We start from the raw sequence: 21,521 nt of genomic DNA on the forward strand, positions 1-21,521 counted from the left end.
TGAAATTTCAGTTCTTAAATTAACTCCCGATCAAAGCCCTGTCCAGAGCTCATCTCCTGGCTGCCCAGGACGCTCAGCAACCGCAACTTCTCGGCACTCTCGCTGCCCGGCTCCGCGGTGAACACGATCAGTGTCTGCTGCCGGTCCCGGTTGTCGATCACCTCGCAGTAGAGCTCCAGATCGCCGACCGCCGGATGCTTGTACCGCTTGCTGCGGCTGTGCGCCCGGACCACCTCGTGCGCGTTCCAGACCTCGACGAACTCCGGGCTGAGCTTCCGCAACGCCTGCACGATCGAGGCGGCATACGACTTCGGGCCGTCGATGGCCATGGCGGTCCGGATCATCGTGGCGAGCAGGCGGCTGTGCGTCGACACCTCGGGCTCGGCGTACAGGGCCCGCGACTGCGGATGCGCGAACCAGCGGTACACCTCGCTGCGCTCCATGCCGTCGAAGTTGGTCAGCTCACCCATGAACGCGACGTGGGTCGGGGTTTGTGCGATGACCTCGGCCCATCGATTCAGCAACATCGCGGGCGTGTCCTGAAGCCGGTCCAGGATCCGCAGCATGCCCGGGTCGACGTGGTCGGCCCGCGACGCGCGCGGCGGCGTACCGTGGCCGGCCAGCAGGAACAGGTGGTCGCGTTCATCCAGCGTCAGGCGCAGAGCGCGCGCGATCGCCGCCAGCATCTCCGTGGACGGTTGCGGCCCGCGCCCGCCCTCGAGGCGGCTGTAGTAGTCGGCCGACATCGACGCGAGCGCGGCGACCTCTTCCCGGCGCAGTCCCGGCGTCCGGCGTCGGCGGCCGCGCGGCATCCCCACGTCCTCTGGTTGAAGCGCTTCACGGCGTTTGCGCAGGAAGTCGGAGAGTTCGGCGTACTCCATGTCTCCAGTGTCCACGGCCGCCGCACGTTAGCCACTGCTCGGCAAGCAGTGGCTGCGCGCAGCCTGGTTGCCGGTGGCATCCGAATCCACGCTGGAGGCATGAAAACCACAGGCAACACGATCCTCATGACCGGCGGCACGTCGGGTATCGGCCTCGAGCTCGCCCGGCGCTTCCGCGACCTCGGCAACACCGTCGTGATCAGCGGCCGGCGCAAGGACCTGCTCGACCGGATCGCGGCCGAGGACGGCATCGCCGGCATCCCGCTCGACGTCGCGGATCCGGCCTCGATCCAGGCCGCGTTCGATCAGGTGACCGCGGCGTACGACGTCAACGTGCTGATCACGATGGCCGGCATCATGCGGATGGAGGACCTCCGCGACCCGGCGCACCTGCCGACCGTCGAGCAGACGATCGACATCAACCTGCTCGGCACGATCCGGACCATCACCGCGTTCACGCCGTACCTGCTGCGGCAGACCGATCCGGCGATCCTCACCGTGTCGTCCGGACTCGCGTCGGTACCGCTCACGATCACGCCGACGTACAGCGCGACCAAGGCGGCGATCCACAGCTACACGCAGAGCCTGCGCATCCAGCTCGCGGACACCGCCGTCCAGGTGATCGAGATCGTCCCACCCGAGGTCCGCACCGACCTCCTCCGCAAGGGCGGCACCGACACCGCGATGCCGCTGGACGAGTACATCGCCGAAACGATGACACTGCTCGCCCAGCAGCCCGACGCCGAGGAGATCCTCGTCGACCGCGTCAAGTTCCTCCGCCACGCCGAACGCGAGAACCGCTACGCCGCCACCCTCGCTGCCGTCAACCAGCAGCACTGACAGGCGTCAGTCGGCCAGCGCCTGCTCGATGCGGTCGACCTTGGCGGTGAGTTGACCGGTGTAGCCGGGGCGGATGTCGGCCTTCAGGACCAGGCTGACGCGCGGAGAGACCGCGGCAACGGCGTCGACGGCCTGCTTGACGACGGCCATGACCTCGTCCCACTCACCTTCGATGTTGGTGAACATCGCGTTGGTTTCGTTGGGAAGACCGGAGGCGCGAACGACGCGAATGGCCTCGGCCACCGCTTCGCTCACGCCTCCGGTCTCGTCACCGGCTGCCGGGCTGATGCTGAATGCGACGATCATGCACCCAGGATCTCAGCCCGGGCCCACCGTCAGCGCGCCACCGTGTCCTGCGGACCCTCTTCCTGCGCGCGGCGCTCGGCGCCCGACGTGGTGAGCAGCGCCTTCTCCTTGATGAACAGCACCGCGATCAGCGCCAGTACCGCGAACGGCACCGACATCATGAACAGTTCCGCGGTCGCGTCGCCGTACGCGTTCTCGACGATCGCCCGGATCTCCGGGGGCAGCTCGGCGATGTTCGGTACGGCGCTGCCGCCGGCCGCCGTACCGCCGGGGTTCAGCGTCTCGGTGACCTTGTTCGCCAGGATCGCGCCGAGCACGCTGACGCCGATCGTGCCGCCCATGCTCCGGAAGAAGCTGACCGCCGACGTCGCCGCGCCCAGCTCGCGCGCCGGTACGTCGTTCTGCGCGGCGAGGACGAGGTTCTGCATCACCAGACCGATGCCGACGCCGAGGACCAGCATGAAGCCCCACAGCATGTACTTCGAGGTGTGCGCGTCGATCGTGCCGAACAGGCCGAGTCCGATCGGCAGCAGCACGCTGCCGACGACCAGGTAGATCTTCCACCGGCCGTACTTCGTGATCAGGCCACCGGCGACCGTCGACGCGACCATCATGCCGAGGATCATCGGCAGACTCATCAGGCCGGCCTTCGTGGGCGAGTACCCCTGCGCGATCTGGAAGTACTGCGCGAGGAACACCGAGCCGCCGAACATCGCGACACCGACCAGTGCGCTGGCGACGATCGACAGGGTCACCGTGCGGTTGCGGAACAGGTCCATCGGGATGATCGGCTCCGGGTGCCGCAGCTCGACCAGCACGGCCGCCGCCAGCGCGACCACCGCCGCCCCGACCAGGACGAAGCTCCAGCCGGAGACCCAGTCGAACTTGTTTCCGGCGAACGACGACCAGACCAGCAGCAGGCTCACGCCGCCGACGATCAGCGCCGCACCCCACCAGTCGATCTTCACTTCCTTGCGGACGGTCTCGAGCTTCAGCGTGCGCTGAAGCAGCACGATCGCTGCGAGCACGAACGGTACCCCGATCAGGAAGCAGGCCCGCCAGCCGAGCGGCGAGTCGACCAGGAAGCCGCCGAGCAGCGGACCGCCGACGGTCGCCGACGCGAAGATCGCGCCGAAGATGCCGGAGTACCGGCCGAGCTCACGCGGCGGAATGATGGCCGCCATCACGATCTGGACGAGCGCGGTCAGGCCGCCCGCGCCGAGACCCTGCAGGACCCGGCTGCCGAGCAGCACCTCGATGTTCGGCGCGAAACCGGCCACCAGCGAGCCGATCACGAAGAAGCCCAGCGACAGCTGGACCAGGAGTTTGTTGTTGTAGAGGTCGGCGAGCTTGCCCCACAACGGCACGGTGGCCGTCATCGCGAGCAGCTCGAGGGTGACGACCCAGGTGTACGACGACTGACTCGCCCCCAGGTCGTGAATGATGCGCGGCAACGCGGTCGACACCACGGTGCCGGCCAGGATCGCCACGAACATCCCCATCATCAGGCCGGAGATGGCCTGGATGGTCTGCCGTGGCGTCAAGGTTGCTGGTGGAGTGACCTCACCCGCCGCCTCCGGCGAGGGTGACGAGGTCGTCGTCATGAGTGACCTTTCTTCTCACTGTTCGGCCCGAAGGCGGGATCGATGCCTTGGGCAAGTAGCTGGAAAGCTTCCTGGAGCAGGTCGCGGATCTGCCGGTCCGGAGCGGCCTTGCGCAGCTCCATCACCATCCGGCAGGCGGCACCGGCCGCGCTGACGATCAGCGCCGGCCGCACCGATCCGGCGGGTTCGCCCATCCGTTCGGTGAGCGCGGCGGTCAACTGCCGTTCGTCGTCGATGCTCGTCAGCATCAACTGGTACAGCAGGTTCGGCGAGCTCATGATCAGCTCACCGCGCCGCGACACGTGGCCGTCGTTCTCGAGCTCCCGCAGTACGTCGTTGACGACGAACCACATCGTCGTCAACGGCGACTCGTCCGCCGGCGCGGTCCGCATCCGGTCCAGGGCCCGCTCGAGATGCTCGGGGTTGCGCGCGAGGATCGCGTGCTCCTTGTGCGGGAAGTAGTTGAAGAACGTCCGCACCGACACGTCGGCCGCCTCGGCGATCTCCTCGACCGTGACCGCGTCCGGTCCCTTCTCGAGCGCCAGCCGCAGCGCCGCGTCGGCCAGCGCCGCCCGCGTCTGCTGCTTCTTCCGCTCCCGCAACCCAGCCTCGACCTGCATCACGCGATCCAGCGTACGGACAAATTTGCAGTCACTGCAAACAATTAATCCGTGCAAGTTTGCATCGATGCAACTCGGCGTACGGCGATGCTCGCGGAGCGTAGCCGCACCGCAGCCCGGGGGCGGCCACGCGACCGGATAAGCGGCCTGATGCGGTAGAATTACAGAGAGCCTCCGACGCAGACAGCTGCGGCCGGAGGCTTTGTCGTTATGACGATCCTTCTCTACAAGGCCGCCGGAACCGTCCGCGGCGACGCGATCCTGCCTCTCAACCAACTCCGCGACCGCTACCCGGATCTGTACGAACAACACGCCGCGAAGTACGCGAGCCGGCCGCATCGCACCGAGGCCCCGGTGTACCCGCTCGACTGCACCTGGGCGGACGTGGTCTTCCTGTCACCGGTCCACCCCCGCTCGATCTTCGAGGCCCTGCAGGAGTCCGGCCGGATCGGCCCCGTCGTCATCAACTACTGGACCCTCGACGCGACCCTCCTCGATCCGGCGACGACCTGCATCCTGCTCAAACGCCACGATCCCGAACTGCGCCCGCAACCCCCCGAAGACTTCATCCCCTACACCCCCGCAACCGCGGCCTCCCTGTCCGCCCCCTCCGCACGGGCCCTGCACCGCCTCCGCACGCTCAACCCCACCGAACCTCTCTACCCCTGGGCCGACATCCCCCACATCCTGCACCGCGGCCCCATCCCCCTGACCCATTTCCGGACGTCATCGGGGGACCCGGTCGTCGCCCAAACCCGCTAACCGTGAGGCGACCGCCCGGACCGCGGCGCAGCGCTCTCCGGGGCGTTCCCCAAGCGCTGCGCCGTACGGCGTCCGCGGCATGCGTGCCGGCGCGCTTCGATCAGCGGTCGATGGCTGCCAGGTTGTCGGCGTCGTAGCGCTCGCCCGAGGCCGCGGGCAGGTCGTTCAGGCGGGCGAGGTGGCCGGCGGTGAGCTCGAGGCCGTCGGCGGCAGCGTTCTCCTCCAGTCGCTCGACCCGCTTGGTGCCGGGGATCGGCGCGATGTCACCACCCTGTGCGAGCAGCCACGCCAGGGCGACCTGTGCGGGCGTCGCGCCAAGTTAGGCGGCGACAGCCTTGACCTCCTCGACGATGCGCAAGTTGCGTTCCAGGTTCCCGTCGGCGAACCGGTGGTTCGTGCGGCGCCAGTCGTCGGGGTCGAGATCGTTCAGCGAGCTGATGCTGCCCGTCAGGAAGCCACGGCCGAGCGGGGAGTACGGCACGAAGCCGATGCCGAGCTCGCGCAGGACCGGCAGGATCTCGGCCTCCGGATCCCGGGTCCACAAGGAGTATTCGGACTGGATCGCGGCGATCGGATGCACGGCGTGAGCGCGGCGGATCGTGGCGGGGCCGGCCTCCGACAGACCGATGTGGCGGATCTTGCCTTCGGCCACCAGTTCGGCCAGCACGCCGACGGTTTCTTCGATGGGCGTGCCGGGGTCCACCCGGTGCTGGTAGTACAGGTCGATGTAGTCGGTACCCAGACGCTTCAGCGATCCCTCCACGGCAACGCGGATGTTGGCCGGCGTGCTGTCCGGAGCCGAGCCACCGGTATGGGAGATCAGCCCGAACTTGGTCGCCAGCACAACCTCGTCGCGGTGCCCCTGCACGGCTCGGCCGACGAGCTCCTCGTTGACGAAGGGGCCGTACATCTCTGCGGTGTCGATATGCGTGACCCCGAGGTCCAGAGCGCGGTGAATCGTGCGGATCGACTCGTCGTCGAACTGACCTGCGCCGGAGTAGAACGCCGACATTCCCATCGCCCCGAGACCGATGCGCGAGACCTCGAGACTGCCGAGCGAGGTGGTTTTCATGGCGCAGACTTCCCTTCACCGTAGTTAAGTACCGATCGGTTCAGAACTGTAGCACATCAAGACCGATCGGTACTGAACTGCATTCGCCGCCCGGATCGCCGTCCGGCGTAGATCTGTACCGAGGGGTACACTTATCGCCATGAGTGACTCCCGTACGACCGTCATGGGTCGGCGTCGAGGATTCGACATCGACCAGGCGCTGGAGCGCGCGATGCGAGTGTTCTGGGCGCGGGGCTATGAGGGTGCGAGCCTGTCCGAACTGACCCGCGCGATGGGGATCACCAAGACGAGCATGTATGCGGCCTTCGGCAACAAGGAGGAGTTGTTCCGCAAGGCCCTCCAGCGCTACGGCGCGGGGCCGGCCGCCTACGCCACGAGCGCTCTGGAAGAGCCCACCGCACGGGCCGTGGCCGAGGCCTTCCTCCGTGGGGCGGTCTGCACCACGACCCCTCCCGACGGCCCCTCCGGGTGCCTCACCGTACAGGGCGCACTGGCCTCGAACGACGAGAGCCGGCCCGTCCACGACCTGCTTGTCGACTGGCGCAACGACGCAGGCCGCCGCCTCGAGGAGCGCTTCCGGCGCGCCGTCGACGAGGGCGACCTACCACACGACGCCGACCCTCGGCGACTTGCCCGATTCATCATGACGGTGGGTTTCGGTATCGCCGTACAAGCCGCCAACGGCCTCGGCCCCGCCGAGCTCGACGAGATCGTCGACCTGGCGCTGCACGACTGGCCCGGATAGCGGCCCCACCTCCGCTCGCAGGCCCCATCTACCCTGGGCCGACATCCCTGACACCGTCCGCCGCGACCCGAGCCCGTCTGCCCCACTTCCGAACGTCATCGGTGGACCTAGGCGCACCTAGCCACATCACCTTGTCGCTCACGACCACCGACGAGGTGATCTGGTTCACCTTATCAAGTGATACATAGGCTTCCTATGTATATTTGGTGGTGTGAAAGCTGATCAGCTGACTCGGCTCGGGGAAGACATGGTGGTGGCAACGACGCGGTTGTCGCGGTTGGCCACCCGGAACGTGAACACGCTGCCGCACGCCGCGATGCGGGTGCTGGGACGGTTGGACGAGCTGGGGCAGGCGCGGATCAGTGAGTTGGCCAAGGCCGATCGGTGTTCGCAGCCGACCATGTCCGCGCTGGTCCAGCGGCTCGAGGAGCAGGGGCTGGTGCAGCGCGCCCAGGACCCGGCCGACTCGCGCGCGAGTCTGATCAGCCTCACCGATGCCGGGCTCGCAGAGCTCAACAGCGCGCGCCATCAAGCCGGCGTCGCCCTGTCGGCGTACCTGCGCCAGCTCCCCGCAGACGACCTCGAAACCCTGGAGGTCGCCGTCGCCATCGTCCACAAACTCCTCACCCTCGAACCTCTGGAGGCCTCGCCCCGGTGAGCAACTCGTCGTTCCTCAAGCAACCCAAGTCCGTCTGGGCGGTCGCGTTCGCCTGCGTGATCGCCTTCATGGGCATCGGCCTGGTGGACCCGATCCTCAAGCCGATCGCCGAGCAGCTGCACGCGAGCCCGTCGCAGGTCTCGCTGCTGTTCACCAGCTACATGGCGGTCATCGGTGTCGCGATGCTGATCACCGGTGCCGTCTCCAGCCGGATCGGCGCGAAGCGCACTCTGCTGATCGGTCTCGCGATCATCGTGGTGTTCAGCGCGCTGGCCGGGCTGTCCAACAGCATCGGCGCGATCGTCGCGTTCCGGGCCGGTTGGGGTCTCGGGAACGCGCTGTTCATCGCGACCGCACTCGCCACGATCGTGAACTCCGCGGCCGGATCGGTCGCCGAGGCGATCATCCTGTACGAGGCCGCGCTCGGCGTCGGCATCGCCGCCGGCCCACTCGTCGGCGGTGAACTCGGCACGATCTCCTGGCGCGGACCGTTCTTCGGCGTCGCCGTCCTGATGACGATCGCGCTCGCCGCCACCGCGTTCCTGCTGCCCGCATCGCCGCGCGAATCCCGCCGTACGTCGATTGTCGAGCCGCTGAAGGCACTGCGGCACAGATCACTCGCGACGGTCGCCGTGACGGCGTTGCTGTACAACTTCGGGTTCTTCACGCTGCTCGCGTTCACGCCGTTCCCGCTGGCGATGTCGGCGCGGCAGATCGGGCTGATCTTCTTCGGCTGGGGTCTGTGCCTGGCGTTCACGTCCGTGTTCGTGGCACCACGGCTGCAGCGCCGGTTCGGGACGTTGCCGGTGGCAATGACCGCACTACTGCTGTTCGGCGCGGACCTTGCGGTGATGGGCGTTTACGCGCACCACAAGCCGGTACTCGCGATCGGCGTGGTCGTGGCCGGCCTGTTCCTCGGCGTCAACAACACGCTGATCACCGAAGCCGTGATGGCCGCCGCCCCGGTCGAACGCGGTACGGCGTCCGCGGCGTACTCCTTCGTCCGCTTCTCCGGCGGCGCCGTCGCCCCATGGCTCGCAGGCAAACTCGGCGAGGCCGTCAACATCCAACTCCCGTTCTACGTCGGCGCCGCCGCCGTACTCCTGGCCGTAGCCGCCCTCGCCACCGGCTGGAAGCCCCTCGCCCACCTCCGCGTCCCCACCGCTCACTCCCCCGCCGAAGCCCAATCCCTCACCACCGCCGACGCCTGACCCACCACTCTCCTTTCCTCCTTCGTCGGCCGCCCCCTTCCGCGATTCCCCCGCCTCGGCCCCTCCGCCGGTGCGCGTCCCCGTCGAGTCGTGGAAAGTGGCGCCGCCGTACGACCATTCGCCACGACTCGACGAACCCACCCCGAACCATTCGCCACGACTCGGGCCGGCGTGATGGGGCTGATGGCGTGACGGGGTGATGAGGCGACGGGGTGCTGCTCGTGAAGGTGACGGGGCGTGAGGTGTGTTGTAGCCGTGGATCTATGGAGAGTTTTCTGACGTATGGCGGGCAGAATCCTCCACTGTCACGCAGAAAATCCTCCTAGGAGCGTTTCCGATCCCTGGCGATGCCCATCGGAGGAGACGCCAGACACCGGCAGCCGAGCACGGCGCAGCGTGCCATGGCACCGAGCGCGGCGCAGCGTGCCACCTGTGCGGGTTGCCGAGCCGTGCCGACCGGCGCTGTTCGCCGGGTTCACAAACCAACGCGACCAGCGCCCCGCGGCCGTCGACGGTCACCGTGCCCTGCTGCACGGCGGCCCGCAACTCAAACTGCCCGCCCGCCTCCATACCAAACGGTATGGTATGGTCTTGACGTGCCTGGGCGGAGTGAGTGGTTGCGGACAGGGTTGGAGTTGCTGGCTGCCGAAGGGGCGCCGGCGGTGACGATCGAGCGGTTGACCGGGGCTCTGGGGGTGACGAAGGGGTCGTATTACCACCACTTCAAAGGTGCGGCTGGGTACAAGGCGGCTTTGTTGGAGTACTTCGAGGCGCGCTACACGACCCGGTTGATCGACGCCGTGGAAGGTGCGGGTGAGCGGTCCGCCGAGGCCAAATTGCGGCACCTGCTGCAACTGGTGCTGGAGCAGGATCGTGACGCCGCGAAGGGCGAGACGCTGGACAGCGCGAATCTCGAGATCGCCGTCCGGGCCTGGGCGTTGCAGGACCCGGAGGTGCGGGCCGCGCAGCAGCGGGTGGATGCGGCGCGTACGGCGTACCTCAAGGAGCTGTGCCGCGGACTCGACGCCGATCTGGACGCGGACCGGTTCGCGCAACTGCTGTACCTGATTCTGATCGGCGCCGAGCAGGTGCTGCCGCCGATGGACAAGCGGGACGTGCGGGAGATCTACGACCTGGTCCTGCGACTCATCAACTGAAGCGACGCGAATCTCAGCAACTGAAGCAAGGCGAATCTCAGCAGTTGAAGCGACGCGAATCGACGCGAGGAGGGCCGATGCCGACGACATTGCACGAGCTCGACGATCTGGTGCCGGTGGTGGACGAGATCGATGTGAAGACGGCGCGTGGCGACGTCACGTTGCGTGAGTTCACCGCGGGTGCGCTCGGGCACAGCCCCTTGTGGGTGAAGGGATTGTTCGCGGTCCGGATGGCCCTCGCGGCCGTCCTGCGCCTCGAAACCGCCGGTGTCCCCGACTCGCGACGGATCCGCCCGGAAACCGTCAGCTTCACGCCGGGCGACAAGAACTCGTTCTTCACCGTCGTCCGCGGTGACGAGGACAGGTACCTGCTGCTGAACGTCACCGACAACCACCTGATCGGCTATCTCGCGATCCTCACCGACAACGAGCGCCCGGCGACGTTCAAGGTCGTGACGATTGGTTCAGTACCTGCGTCCCGCCGGCCGGCTGTACTACAACCTGATTCGCCCGTTCCACCACGTCGTCGTGCTCAGCATGTGCCGAGCCGGTGAGGCGTGGCGCGAGCGGCGGTGAGCGCCGTCGCGGCACCGACAACGACCAGCGCCGAGCCGAACATCAGTGCGAGCAGCCGCCACGGAATCGCCAACGCTGCAAGCCCGTAAGGTCCCGCGGCGACTCCGGCCAGCGCGGCCGCGGCGACCAGGGATCCGAGTAGTACGCCGACCACGACGACGGTGGCCGACTCGACGAGGGCGACCGCGACGACCTGCCCGCGGGTCAGCCCGGCCAGCCGCGCCAGGCGAAACTCCTGGCGCCGGTCGGCGGTCGACATCAGGACCGCGTTCACGACGGCGACCGCGGTGAAGATCCCGGCCAGACCCATCAACGCGGCAAACAGCCCGGAGTTGTCGCGCTGCTGCAGCTCACCCCGCTCATGTGCCCAATCTTCGACAGACCGGCCGTCCATCGTCGCGCCGGGCGCCAGCTTCACCAGTGTCTCGATCCGCCCGCCCGCAGGCAGCAGGGGCCTGGGAATGAAGAAGTTCTCGCTGACATCCAGTGTTTCCGGCATGATCGCAACGACCTTCAAAGCCAAGGATCTGTTGCCTAGTGCAACCTTGACGACGGACCCGAGGTGGTAGCCCTCCGCGGCCATCCCCGGTCCGATGGCGATCGTCCGCCCGGTCAGCCGGTCGAGCGAGCCTTCGCGCGGCCGCAGCCGGTGCGTCAGCTGGTAGGCAGTCGGATCGATCCCGATCGCCTCGGAGTACAGCGTTTTCCCGCCCCGCGTGACGGCGATCGGTACGGCGGTCTGCACCGACGCGGCGACCACCGAAGCGCCTGGGACGACGACGTGATCGACGACCAGGTGGGCCGTGATCAGCCGCGCCTGCTCGATGCCGACAGCCTTCGCCAGGGACCCGAACGTTCCCCACAGCCCGATCACCAGCCCGACCAGCACGATCAACGGGGCCGCGGTCACCGCACTCCGCCGGACCGCGTGCAGCACACCGGAACGCGCCAGGTCGGCGATGAGGTTCCCCCGGACAAACATCGTGGGCAGCCGAGCGACCAGCGGTACGACGACCGGGCTCAACTGACTCAACGCCACCGCTCCGCCGATCATCACGAAGAGCCCGATCAGCAACCCGGCCACGAGATCTCGTGCCGCTTGCGCCACGATCACCATCAGCACCGTGACCGACGCGGCGGACAGGCCCCAGAACCAGCGCCACCGCGTCATCACCTGCCGCGCGGCCCGGCCCTCGACGACTGCCTCCAGCGCATTGATCCGCGACGCGCGCCACGCCGCAGCCAGTACGCCGGCCAGCGCCGTACTGACCCCGACGATCATCGCGGCCCAGACCGCGCCACGATCCAACGGCGCTTCGAACCACACGGGCAGCATGCCCAACCGAACGAACAACCACGACTGCGCCGACGTCGCCAACACGCCCACCGGCAGCCCGATCACGCTGCCTGTCACGCCGAGCAGCCCGGCCTCGGTCACGACCATCAGACACAGGTATCCGCGCTGCGTTCCGACCAGCCGCAACAAGCCGAACTCGCGCCGCCGCTGCACGGTCACGAACCCGAACGTCGTACTGACGACGAACACGGTCAGGAAAACGGCGAGCATGACCGACATTCCGAGCAGCGTCGCGGTGCCGGTGTAGGCCTCCCGGATGCGGGCGCGTTCGTACGCCGTCGCCCCGGCCGGAAACACCGGTCGATCGGTCGCGGCCAGCAACTGCAGCCCCGACTGCACCAGACCGACCCCGAGCGCCACTGTCACCACGGCGCCGGCGAACAACTGCCACCTGTCCCGCAGCGCTCCCACCGACAACCTCAGCATGCCTACCAGCCAACCGCCAAGACCGCTGCGGCCGCCCTGGCCTGGGCACCCGTCCGGAGGTAGCCCGCGCGCTACCTGGCGGTCAGCAGCAGGTTGACCGTGCTGTGCAGGGCGAGCCCTCCGAGCGCCTGGAGAGCGCTGAAGGTCAGCGTCACGTCAACTACACCGGGCGCATCCAGCCGGACCCGGAACACGTTTTCTTGCCGATGCTCGCCGGTCAGTTCGGGCCACGGCTGCTCCACCTCCAGCCCGCGGACGGGGTCGCAGGAAACTGCCAGCGGCCCGGTGACGAAGCCGTCGTTGACCACGGTCACGGCGATCGGATGCCACTCGCCCGGCGTCAACGTTCCGACTGGTGCACCGCTCCGCGCGACGTTCACCCGCGCCTCCGGGTTGATCGTCACCGCGATCGGGGCGTCCGTCGTGACCGGCCCGCAGCAGCCGACAGCGGGTGCATGGTGAACCATCACTCCACCTCACATTCGTCGCGCCGCGTGCGGTAGATCGCCTGCGCCTCGTCGTATGCCTGCCGTGCGGCGTCCTGCTCGGACGCCCGGATGAACCCGGATTTCGCCTTCCACAGTTGGTCGACGGAATCGTGCAACCACTGGGCACTGCGCCGTGACGCGCGGATCGGCCGGCCGCCGACCTCGACGAACACCGGCTGAGTATGCACACTGCGCAGGATCCGCAGCGCGATCCAGGACGAGCGCTCCACCTCGACAGCGAACGCGACGTCCCGCTCGGTGCCATCGGCAACCACTTCGGCAGCCGCCACCGCAACGCCGTTCACCACCACCTCGATCGTCACGGCCCGCGACGTAGGGATCCGGGAACGCTCGAGATGCCATCCGACCGGCGCGCTGTACACCGGACGCCCGGGCGGCGGAGCCGGTGGCTCCTCAGGTAGCCACGCGGCCACGGTCGCCGAGACCCACACCGTCCCCGGCGCCGTCAGCGCATGGTCGCGTCCGGTGGCACCGTCGACCGCGAGATCGAAGACATGACTGCGCCCGTCCCCGAAGTACGACGCGTTGTCCCGCAACCCGCCGATCCAGGCCTCGATCGCCTGCGGCCCGGACGGCGGTTGGTCCAGCTGCACGTAGGTCCGCCCGATCCCGGGTCCGTCGTCGTAGATGCAGGGGTAATCGGTCTCGCCCAGCATCAGGGTGCGGTAGCCGACGTTCAGCAGGTGGTACCAGATGTTCAGCTCGGAGGCAGGCGCGAACTCGGCACCGCACTGGAAGTCGGCAGCCCCGAGCGGTACGTCGACGATGATCTCGTTGGACCCGATGCCCTGGAACGACGGAACGATGTAGTTCGGCAGCTCCTCGGTGCCGACGCCCAGGCCGATCCCGCAGTGCGCGTACCCGACCAGGGCGTTCTGTGCCTTCCCCCACCGCATCACCGGCAGATTCCACGACGGCCAGTCCTCGATCACCGACGTGCCCGGGTAGTCCTGGTCGGTCAGCCCCAGCAGGATCACGTGCCCGGAGTGACTGGACGGGAAGCCGGACACCTCGATGTCGTACCGCAAGGTGCTCTCGCCGTCGCGGTCGGTCGGCCGCGGTGTCCAGGTCATCCCCTGCGCGGCCTGCATCGCCGGGTACTCGAGGTCGGCCGGCGGACTGATCGCCTCGCCGCTGAAGAACTGCTTCTGGTGGTAGTAGCACGGCGCCCAGGTGAGCACGCTGCCGAGCCACAGCCCCTCACCCCGCACGTGCCGGATCATCGTCTCCGGCGTCACGCCTTCGCTCGGGACGTTGTAATGCGAGCAGCCGCCGGCGTGGATGTGCGGATCGCCCGAGTAGTACCCGTGCGCCGTCGGATCCACCCAGCGGTCGAGCGTGACCGGGATGGCGCGGGTCCCCGCGTCGACCGTCACGTCCTGTACCACCGGCCGGTACTCCGGCCCGCGGATCGCCGTGACCCGGAACTGCCCCTCAGGCAGCCGGACCATCTCGCCGGTCGCCCGGTACACGTGCTCATGGAAGAACATGTCCGGCGCCAGCCGCATCGCCTTCGACGGGTACGACCGTCCGCGCGCGTCCTGGATCGTGATCGCGGCCATACAACTGCGACCGTCGGGCTCCCGGATCTCGAGCTCGACCTCGCGCGCAGCAGCGCAGTCGAACTCGTACGACGCGCCGTACTCCCGCAGCTCGAAGTTCGTCCGCTGATAGGCCAGGCGGTCCGGTGACCGGGTCAGACTGTGATGGTTGCGCGCGTCGCCGGCGACCAAGGTCAGCCCGGCTGCGCGGACGCCGGCGTCGCGGGCGTACAGACTGATGACCTTGTACTCGACCTCGAGGCCGGACAGATCAGTCGGCGCCGCGAGCTTCGCATCCAGCCAGGATTTCTCGATCCACGGCACGATGGTCAGCGTGTCCGGCAGGGCGATCCGCGCGGAATGGCTGTGGAAGTCGATCAGGCCGAGCGTCCCGCCGTTCCCGGTCGCCAGCGTGGCCTCGAGCCGGTGCGGATTCGTCACGCGGACCAGGAAGCTGCACCACCCGTGCTGGACCAACCGCGGTGGCGCCGCACCCGGCACCGACACAGCCATCCCGCGCTCGTCGATCGAAGTCTCGACCAGAACGAAGGGCCGCAGCAGTTCTTCGAGCCGGGTACGCCGTTCCGCGTCGGCCGAGGTGCTGTTCGCCAGCTCGGACAGCCGCGCGAGCACGTCGGCAGGCAACGGATCACCCAGCTCTCGCAGCTTCTCCACAGCACGGGACGCCGACGCCAGCAGCGGCTGAATCGGGGCCTCAAACGGGGCCTGATTCGAGGGCTCGGACACAAGGACCTCCCTGGGCGAGTTCCCTCGCGACCTTAGTGCGCGTCGGCTACCTCAGCACCTCCATCAGCGCGGCGACGTCGGCGCGGTCGAGGTCCCGGGCGCCGATCAGCGTCTGCATCAGGAGCCCGTCCAGAGCAGCGACCAGCAACCGGGCCTTCTGCGGGTCGGCGGTGAAGGCCCGCGCGATCTCGGTCAACGGCTCCAACCACGCTCCGGCGGTCTCGCGCAGGTCCGGACGGCGGGCCGCGTACAGGTACAGCTCGTACAGCGCGAGGGTCCGCCCACGCCGCCGTACGGCGCTGTGCTCGATCAACCTGGCCAACTCGTCGGCAGGCCGCGCGCCCAACTCGCTCCCACGAGCGTGCAACTCGGCGGCCAGGTCCTCGGCGGCCGAACCGAGCGCCGCGACCAGGAGGTCATCCAAGGTCGGGAAGTGGTAGGTGATCGAGGCGACCGAGACATCGGCCACGGCGGCGACCGCGCGATGGCTCACACCTGCGACTCCGTCGCGTTCGATCACGGTCAGGGTGGCCGCGAGCAGCTCGTTGCGGCGCTGCTCACCGCGCGCCCGGCGACCGTCGACACCCCGCCTGACCTGCACGAACAGTAAACTATCAGGACATCCGTACGGATTGATTTTGGTCCCGGATTTCGCGGGATCCGGCGTTTTCGGCGACTTAGGCTCGGATTTCGTGGCCTCTTCTGACACCAACTCCCAGCTGACAACAGCGATGCGGCGCGCGCTGAAGCGCGCGGACGACGGCAAGACCCTCGACCCGGCCGAAGCGGAGGTGTTGCTCAGCGCCACCGGCGACGCACTGACCGCCCTGATGGCGACGGCGGCCAGGGTCCGCGACCAAGGTCTGGCCGACGCCGGCCGGCCCGGCATCATCACGTTCTCGAAGAAGGTCTTCGTCCCGCTGACCCAGCTCTGTCGCGACCGGTGCCACTACTGCACGTTCGCGACCACGCCCGGCCGGGTGCACGCGCCGTACCTGTCGCCGGACGAGGTGCTGGAGATCGCGCGGCAGGGTGCGGCGCTCGGCTGCAAGGAGGCGCTGTTCACGCTGGGCGACGCACCCGAGGAGCGGTGGGACGCGGCGCGGCAATGGCTGGACGAGGCCGGGTACGACAGCACGCTCGACTACGTCCGGGCGATGGCGGTCCGCGTGCTGGAGGAGACCGGGCTGCTGCCGCACCTGAACCCGGGGGTGATGTCCTGGCAGGACCTGCAGCGGCTGAAGCCGGTCGCGCCGAGCATGGGGATGATGCTCGAGACGACGTCGCGGCGACTGTTCGAGGAGAAAGGCCAGCCGCACTTTGGCTCGCCGGACAAGGACCCGGCGGTCCGGCTGCGGGTGCTCGAGGACGCCGGCCGCTCGAACGTCCCGTTCACGACCGGGTTGCTGATCGGGATCGGCGAGAACCTGGCGGAACGCGCCGATTCGATCTTCGCGCTGCGAAAGATCGCCCGGCAGTACAACGGCATCCAGGAAGTCATCATCCAGGGCTTCCGGGTGAAGCCGGACACCGCGATGCGCAACGACGCCGACGTCCCGCTGGACGAGTGGCTGGCCGCGATCGCCGTGACGCGGATCGTGCTCGGCCCGCGGGTCCGCGTCCAGGCGCCACCGAACCTGGTCGACCTGGCCGAGTGCCGCGCGCTGCTCGACGCGGGCGTCGACGACTTCGGCGGGGTCTCGCCACTGACCCCGGACCACGTCAACCCCGAGCGGCCGTGGCCGATGATCGACGACCTCGCGAAGGTCACCGCCGACGCCGGATTCACCTTGCGCGAGCGGCTGACCGCCCACCCCGAGTACCTGCGTGAGCCGTGGCTCGACCCGCGGCTGATCTCGCACGTCGAGGCCCTCGTCGACCCGGCCACCGGCCTGGCGAACGAGGACGCGAAGCCGGTCGGCCGCCCGTGGCAGGAGCCGGACGGCGGCTGGGACAGCGTCGGACGGACCGACCTGCACACCGCGATCGACACCGAGGGCCGCCGGACCGAGACCCGTTCCGACTTCGACGCGGCGTACGGCGACTGGGACGTCGTGCGCGAGGACGTCGCGGCCCGCCGCGCGGCCGGTACGTCACTCCCGATCGACGCCTCGGCCCTGCCCCTGGGCGGGGCCGCACCGGCGCGGATCGACGCCGAGGTGAAAGCCGCCTTGGCGGCCGCCGAGCGCGACCCGGCGGGTCTGTCCGACGCGCAGGCGCTGACGCTGATGACCGTGACCGGTCCGGCGCTCGACGAGCTCGCGCGGATCGCCGACAACTTGCGCAAGGCAACGGTCGGCGACGACGTCACCTACGTGGTGAACCGGAACATCAACTTCACCAACGTCTGCTACACCGGATGCCGGTTCTGCGCCTTCGCGCAGCGCCGTACCGACGCCGACGCGTACTCGCTGTCGATGGACGAGGTCGCGAACCGCGCCGAGGAGGCGTGGGCGATCGGTGCGACCGAGGTCTGCATGCAGGGCGGTATCCACCCCGACCTACCCGGGACGGCGTACGCCGATCTGGTCCGCGCGGTCAAGGACCGTGTCCCGGAGATGCACGTCCACGCGTACTCGCCGATGGAGATCGTCAACGGTTCGGTACGTACCGGGCTGTCGATCGAGGAGTTCCTGATCTCGGTGAAGGAAGCCGGGCTGGACAGCATCCCCGGTACCGCGGCCGAGATTCTCGACGACGACGTCCGCTGGATCCTGACCAAGGGCAAGCTGCCGACGGCCAGCTGGATCGAGGTGATCACGACCGCGCACAAGGTCGGGCTGCCGTCCAGCTCGACGATGATGTACGGCCACGTCGACGCACCGCACCACTGGGTGCAGCACCTGCGCACGATCGCCGCGGTTCAGGACCAGACCGGTGGCTTCACCGAGTTCGTACTGCTGCCGTTCATCCACCAGAACTCGCCGATCTACCTGGCCGGCGTCGCGCGGCCCGGTCCGACGTACGACGAGAACCGGGCCGTGCACGCGATGGCGCGGATCATGCTGCACGGGCGGATCGACAACATCCAGTGCTCGTGGGTGAAACTCGGCGTCGACGGCTGCGTCGCGGTGCTGAACGGCGGCGTGAACGACATCGGCGGCACGCTGATGGAGGAGACCATCAGCCGGATGGCCGGCTCCAAGCACGGCAGCCGCAAGTCGATCTCCGAACTGACCGCGATGGCCACCGCCGCCGGCCGCCCCGCCCGCCAGCGCACCACGACGTACGGCGAGGTCCCGTCCCGACCGTCCCTCGAGCTCGCCTGACCGCAGGCGCCGAGCGCCGGAATCGCTTGACAGCAAAGATCTTGACGAGTGGTTAGTTGTTGCGACAGGCAACAGTTGTACGCAAAGTGAGGGTTCCCTTACTAAGCGTTGCTTACTTCAAAGGCAATGCAAATGTTTGAACCCGAGGATTCCCGGTACGCGGGGCGCCATGACAACGTTCTGGGTGTCGGCGACGGACGGGTCGCCGGCAGCCAAGGTCCAGGTGGTTACCGCTGTACTCCCGTCCGCGACCGGACTGTACCTCCCCTGCCGGCCACGGAATGAGACACGGACCACCAACCTTCGGGCCACTGCCCTCTCGGGGCAACAGCAGGACGCCGGCCGTGCCGGTCGGGTGTTGGTCGCCAGTGAGGTGGCGACCAACACCCGGCACGGTCGGCGTTTCTCGTTGATTCACCCGCTGTACCGGTGCTGCTGGGGACCGGTACAGCGGGTGATCACTTTCCGGCCCCCACCGTTCGACGCCCTGCGCCGCCGCGCCAGATCCGCCGCGCCAGATCCGCCCCACCAGATCCGCTCAGCCAGATCCAGCTCAGCAAATCCGGCTCAACAAATCCGGCTCAGCAGATCCGGCCCATCAGCTTCGGCAGTGGATCTGGACTAGTACGGATAGGTGTCGTCGCGGCGGGTGGGGTCGAGGTCCCACAGCGAGAAGCGGACGATTTTGTGGGACTCTTCGCCGCCGGCCGGGACCAGGCCGAACGACTCGTACTCCTTCGAGCCGAGGCCGTCGAGGTAGCAGAGCAGCTCGAACGCCGACTGCGCGTCCTCGATGTCGTCGACGACCTCGTCGTTCTGCGCCTCGTCGGCACGGCTGCGGACGTACCGCACGAAGGCCTCCGGGTCGGTCACGACGTAGTCGTAGCGCGCCTGGTAGCTGAGCCGGAGGCCGTCCTCGGGGACGAGCGGCTCCTCGAGGTCGTCCAGCGCGTCGCCCTCGACCATCTCCCGGTAGTCCGCCGGGTCGTCGAAGTCGTCGGGCCCGAGCGGCAGGTCGTCCAGCTCATCGGGCTCGTACGAGTCGATGCCGAGGAAGATGTCGCCCCATCCCCGTTCGTGCACGGCGTCCGCGAGCACCCGGGCCTGGACCCGGACGTTCTCGATCGCGCCGGTCGCTCGCAGGTCGTGCAGATCCAGAGCGTCAGCCTGCTCCAGGAGCACCCGGGCGAGTTCACGGGCTGCCTCGGCGGCCGAGGCGGGTTCGATCGACTCACTCATGCTGCGACGGTACAACCATCGGCACCTCCACCGCCGAGCCCGGTACGCCGAACGCGTCGACGAGCTCCAGCGCCGCCGGCCGGACGGTCGCGCACAACTCGTTGACCAGGGCAGTGATCGCCTTCGACCGCCCGGGTGAGAGCCGGTTGTGTTCGAGGTACCACGCGCGCTCCGCCTCGATCGTCACCAGCGCGTGCAGGTCGTACAACTCCTGCAACCGCGGGCGAATCTCGTCCGGTGCCTCCCGCACCGCGGCCTGGAACGCCTCCAGGACGACCCGCTCGACATGCGCCCGGCCGGCCGCGATCACGTGGTCCTGACACCGGTTGAAGACGTCGAACGGTTCGTCACCCGCGTCGATTCCGGCCTTCAGCCGCCGCGCCACCCCGGACAGCATGTGCTCCTCCCGGTACCGCAGCAGGCCCGAGTGGTAAGCGTCGTCGCGCAGCCCCGCATCCGGGTCCGACGTGTCGCTCCGATTCGGTACGGCGTCGCGCAGCCGCTCGATCAACGGACGCAGCGCCGCCTTCTCGACCGCGATCTCGACGGCCTGGGCGGCGACGAACTTCGCCGTACCCAGGGGGTCGAGCTTGCCGAACGACTCGCGGTAGTCGGTCAGCAACCCCTTCGCCACCAGCTGCAGCAGCACGGTGTTGTCACCTTCGAAGGTGGTGAACACGTCGGTGTCCGCCTTCAGCGTGGCCAACCGGTTCTCCGCGAGGTAGGCCGCGCCGCCGCAGGCCTCACGGCACATCTGGATCGTCTCGGTCGCGTGCCACGTCCCGAGCGCCTTCGTCCCGGCCGCTTGCGCCTCCAGCGCGCGCCGGTCGTGCTCGTCGCGGTCGTCGTTGAACACGCGGGCGAACTCCGCCACCAGGTCGGCCTGCGCGAAGTGCAGCGCATACGTTCGGGCGAGCAGCGGGAGCAGCCGGCGCTGATGCATCCGGTAGTCGAGCAGGATCGCCTCCTCGTCGCTGCCCGGCGCGCCGAACTGCCGCCGCTGCGCGCCGTACCTGATCGCGATCGTCAGCGCGACCTTGCTCGCGTTGATCGCCGCGCCGCCGACGGACACCCGGCCCTGCACCAGCGTGCCGAGCATCGTGAAGAACCGGCGGTCCGGATTCTCGATCGAGCTGATGTAGTTGCCATCAGCATCGACCTGCGCGTACCGGTCGAGCAGCGCGTCGCGCGGGACCCGGACCTGGTCGAAGACGATCCGCCCGTTGTCGACGCCGTTCAGCCCGAGCTTGGGACCGCAGTCCGACAACGTCACGCCCGGCAGCGCCGAACCGTCCGCCGCCCGGATCGGCACCAGCAGGCAGTGCACGCCATGGCTCTCGCCGCCGACGATCAGTTGCGCGAACACGGCCGCCATCCGCCCGTGCCGCGCCGCGTTGCCGATGTAGTCCTTACGCGCCGCCGGCGTCGGCGTGTGCACGACGAACTCGCCCGTCGCCTCGTCGTACGTCGCCGTCGTGCCGAGCGCCTGCACGTTGGACCCGTGACCGGTCTCGGTCATCGCGAAGCAGCCGAGCAACCGCCCGCTGATCGCGTCCGCCAGGTAGCGCTGGTGATGCTTGTCCGTCCCGAGGTGCAGGATCGCGCCGGCGAACAGCCCGAACTGCACCCCGGCCTTGACCATCAGCGACAGGTCACCGAAGGCGAGCGTCTCGAAGGCGGCGATGAACGCGCCCAGATCGCCCTCACCACCGAACTCCTTCGGGTAACCGCGGGCCGGCAACCCGTTGGCCGCCGACTCCAGCAGCAACTCGAGCACGCGCTCCCGATACTCGTCGCGGGGCAGCCGCACCGCCAGGTCGCCGAGGTCGGCATGCGCGCACAGCTCCGCCCGCACCGCGTCCCGCGCCGCTTGGTGCGGCCCGTCCAGGTAGTCCCGCATCGCCGATGTCTTCATGCCCTCTAACTTACGAGGAATCGCAGCTACTTTCCGTGACCGTTTCCCGACTGTGGACAAGCTGGCACGATTCCGCATCTGCGGCA

General features: G+C 68.4%; 18 protein-coding genes and 1 pseudogene. 8 read left to right on the forward strand and 11 right to left on the reverse strand.

All coding sequences use genetic code 11. The features are described from left to right. Positions 1-14: 14 nt before the first annotated feature. Positions 15-881, reverse strand: coding sequence for a helix-turn-helix transcriptional regulator (locus tag AB0B82_RS03115; protein ID WP_360161875.1), 867 nt, complete (start codon positions 879-881; stop codon positions 15-17). Between the two features lie 99 nt (positions 882-980). On the opposite strand from AB0B82_RS03115, the gene AB0B82_RS03120 reads away from it, so the two are divergent. Beyond that, on the forward strand, positions 981-1,721 hold the full coding sequence (locus AB0B82_RS03120; RefSeq protein ID WP_360161877.1) for an SDR family NAD(P)-dependent oxidoreductase: 741 nt from the start codon (positions 981-983) through the stop codon (positions 1,719-1,721). Positions 1,722-1,727: 6 nt separating this feature from the next. Here the strand turns inward: AB0B82_RS03120 and AB0B82_RS03125 are convergent, their stop codons facing one another. Genes AB0B82_RS03125 through AB0B82_RS03135 form a run of 3 tightly spaced genes read right to left on the reverse strand, consistent with a single transcriptional unit; the run spans position 1,728 to position 4,251 of the window. Beyond that, on the reverse strand, positions 1,728-2,027 hold the full coding sequence (locus tag AB0B82_RS03125; RefSeq protein WP_360161879.1) for a thiamine-binding protein: 300 nt from the start codon (positions 2,025-2,027) through the stop codon (positions 1,728-1,730). Positions 2,028-2,056: 29 nt separating this feature from the next. Then, positions 2,057-3,631 carry an MDR family MFS transporter gene (locus tag AB0B82_RS03130; protein ID WP_360161881.1) on the reverse strand — a complete coding sequence of 525 codons (1,575 nt, stop codon included), beginning with the start codon at positions 3,629-3,631 and terminating at the stop codon, positions 2,057-2,059. After that, positions 3,628-4,251: a TetR family transcriptional regulator gene (locus AB0B82_RS03135; protein WP_360161943.1), complete on the reverse strand. Its 624-nt coding sequence runs from the start codon at positions 4,249-4,251 to the stop codon at positions 3,628-3,630. The genes AB0B82_RS03130 and AB0B82_RS03135 overlap by 4 nt, the downstream gene beginning before the upstream one ends. A gap of 210 nt (positions 4,252-4,461) precedes the next feature. Between AB0B82_RS03135 and AB0B82_RS03140 the strand changes: the two genes are divergently transcribed. Then, positions 4,462-5,013 carry a hypothetical protein gene (locus AB0B82_RS03140; RefSeq protein WP_360161883.1) on the forward strand — a complete coding sequence of 184 codons (552 nt, stop codon included), beginning with the start codon at positions 4,462-4,464 and terminating at the stop codon, positions 5,011-5,013. A 100-nt stretch (positions 5,014-5,113) separates the two neighbouring features. On the opposite strand, the pseudogene AB0B82_RS03145 reads toward AB0B82_RS03140, so the two are convergent. Continuing rightward, positions 5,114-6,085, reverse strand: a pseudogene (locus AB0B82_RS03145) (aldo/keto reductase). A gap of 139 nt (positions 6,086-6,224) precedes the next feature. Between AB0B82_RS03145 and AB0B82_RS03150 the strand changes: the two are divergent. The 5 genes from AB0B82_RS03150 to AB0B82_RS03170 all read left to right on the forward strand — a co-directional run bounded on the left by AB0B82_RS03150 (position 6,225) and on the right by AB0B82_RS03170 (position 10,410). Beyond that, on the forward strand, positions 6,225-6,830 hold the full coding sequence (locus AB0B82_RS03150) for a TetR/AcrR family transcriptional regulator (RefSeq protein ID WP_360161885.1): 606 nt from the start codon (positions 6,225-6,227) through the stop codon (positions 6,828-6,830). Between the two features lie 211 nt (positions 6,831-7,041). Beyond that, the gene (locus tag AB0B82_RS03155; RefSeq protein ID WP_360161887.1) at positions 7,042-7,488 is read left to right on the forward strand and encodes a MarR family transcriptional regulator; all 447 of its coding nucleotides are present in this window, start codon (positions 7,042-7,044) and stop codon (positions 7,486-7,488) included. Then, positions 7,485-8,699, forward strand: a complete 1,215-nt coding sequence (locus AB0B82_RS03160; protein ID WP_360161889.1) for an MFS transporter — start codon at positions 7,485-7,487, stop codon at positions 8,697-8,699. The genes AB0B82_RS03155 and AB0B82_RS03160 overlap by 4 nt, the downstream gene beginning before the upstream one ends. 596 nt (positions 8,700-9,295) lie before the next feature. Beyond that, positions 9,296-9,856 (forward strand): TetR/AcrR family transcriptional regulator, encoded by a 561-nt coding sequence (locus AB0B82_RS03165; protein WP_360161891.1) that lies wholly within the window; start codon positions 9,296-9,298, stop codon positions 9,854-9,856. A gap of 77 nt (positions 9,857-9,933) precedes the next feature. Continuing rightward, entirely contained in the window at positions 9,934-10,410 is a 477-nt protein-coding gene (locus AB0B82_RS03170; RefSeq protein ID WP_360161893.1) for a DUF2867 domain-containing protein, read from the forward strand. Here the strand turns inward: AB0B82_RS03170 and AB0B82_RS03175 are convergent. The 4 genes from AB0B82_RS03175 to AB0B82_RS03190 all read right to left on the reverse strand — a co-directional run bounded on the left by AB0B82_RS03175 (position 10,389) and on the right by AB0B82_RS03190 (position 15,613). After that, positions 10,389-12,215: an ABC transporter permease gene (locus AB0B82_RS03175; protein WP_360161895.1), complete on the reverse strand. Its 1,827-nt coding sequence runs from the start codon at positions 12,213-12,215 to the stop codon at positions 10,389-10,391. The two genes, AB0B82_RS03170 and AB0B82_RS03175, sit on opposite strands and share 22 nt — an antisense overlap. Positions 12,216-12,286: 71 nt before the next feature. Then, entirely contained in the window at positions 12,287-12,682 is a 396-nt protein-coding gene (locus tag AB0B82_RS03180; protein ID WP_360161897.1) for a hypothetical protein, read from the reverse strand. Then, positions 12,682-15,012, reverse strand: coding sequence for a CehA/McbA family metallohydrolase (locus tag AB0B82_RS03185; protein ID WP_360161899.1), 2,331 nt, complete (start codon positions 15,010-15,012; stop codon positions 12,682-12,684). Before AB0B82_RS03185 ends, AB0B82_RS03180 begins: the two co-directional genes overlap by 1 nt. A gap of 46 nt (positions 15,013-15,058) precedes the next feature. Continuing rightward, the gene (locus AB0B82_RS03190; RefSeq protein WP_360161901.1) at positions 15,059-15,613 is read right to left on the reverse strand and encodes a TetR family transcriptional regulator; all 555 of its coding nucleotides are present in this window, start codon (positions 15,611-15,613) and stop codon (positions 15,059-15,061) included. Positions 15,614-15,704: 91 nt separating this feature from the next. Between AB0B82_RS03190 and AB0B82_RS03195 the strand changes: the two genes are divergently transcribed. Continuing rightward, entirely contained in the window at positions 15,705-18,281 is a 2,577-nt protein-coding gene (locus AB0B82_RS03195) for a bifunctional FO biosynthesis protein CofGH (RefSeq protein ID WP_360161903.1), read from the forward strand. Between the two features lie 621 nt (positions 18,282-18,902). On the opposite strand, the gene AB0B82_RS03200 is transcribed toward AB0B82_RS03195, so the two are convergent. Further along, on the reverse strand, positions 18,903-19,520 hold the full coding sequence (locus tag AB0B82_RS03200) for a hypothetical protein (RefSeq protein WP_360161905.1): 618 nt from the start codon (positions 19,518-19,520) through the stop codon (positions 18,903-18,905). Then, positions 19,513-21,435 (reverse strand): acyl-CoA dehydrogenase, encoded by a 1,923-nt coding sequence (locus tag AB0B82_RS03205; RefSeq protein ID WP_360161907.1) that lies wholly within the window; start codon positions 21,433-21,435, stop codon positions 19,513-19,515. The genes AB0B82_RS03200 and AB0B82_RS03205 overlap by 8 nt, the downstream gene beginning before the upstream one ends. Between the last annotated feature and the right edge of the window lie 86 nt (positions 21,436-21,521).

It is taken from the genome of Kribbella sp. NPDC048915 (assembly GCF_040649595.1).
Classification (GTDB): Bacteria; Actinomycetota; Actinomycetes; order Propionibacteriales; family Kribbellaceae; genus Kribbella.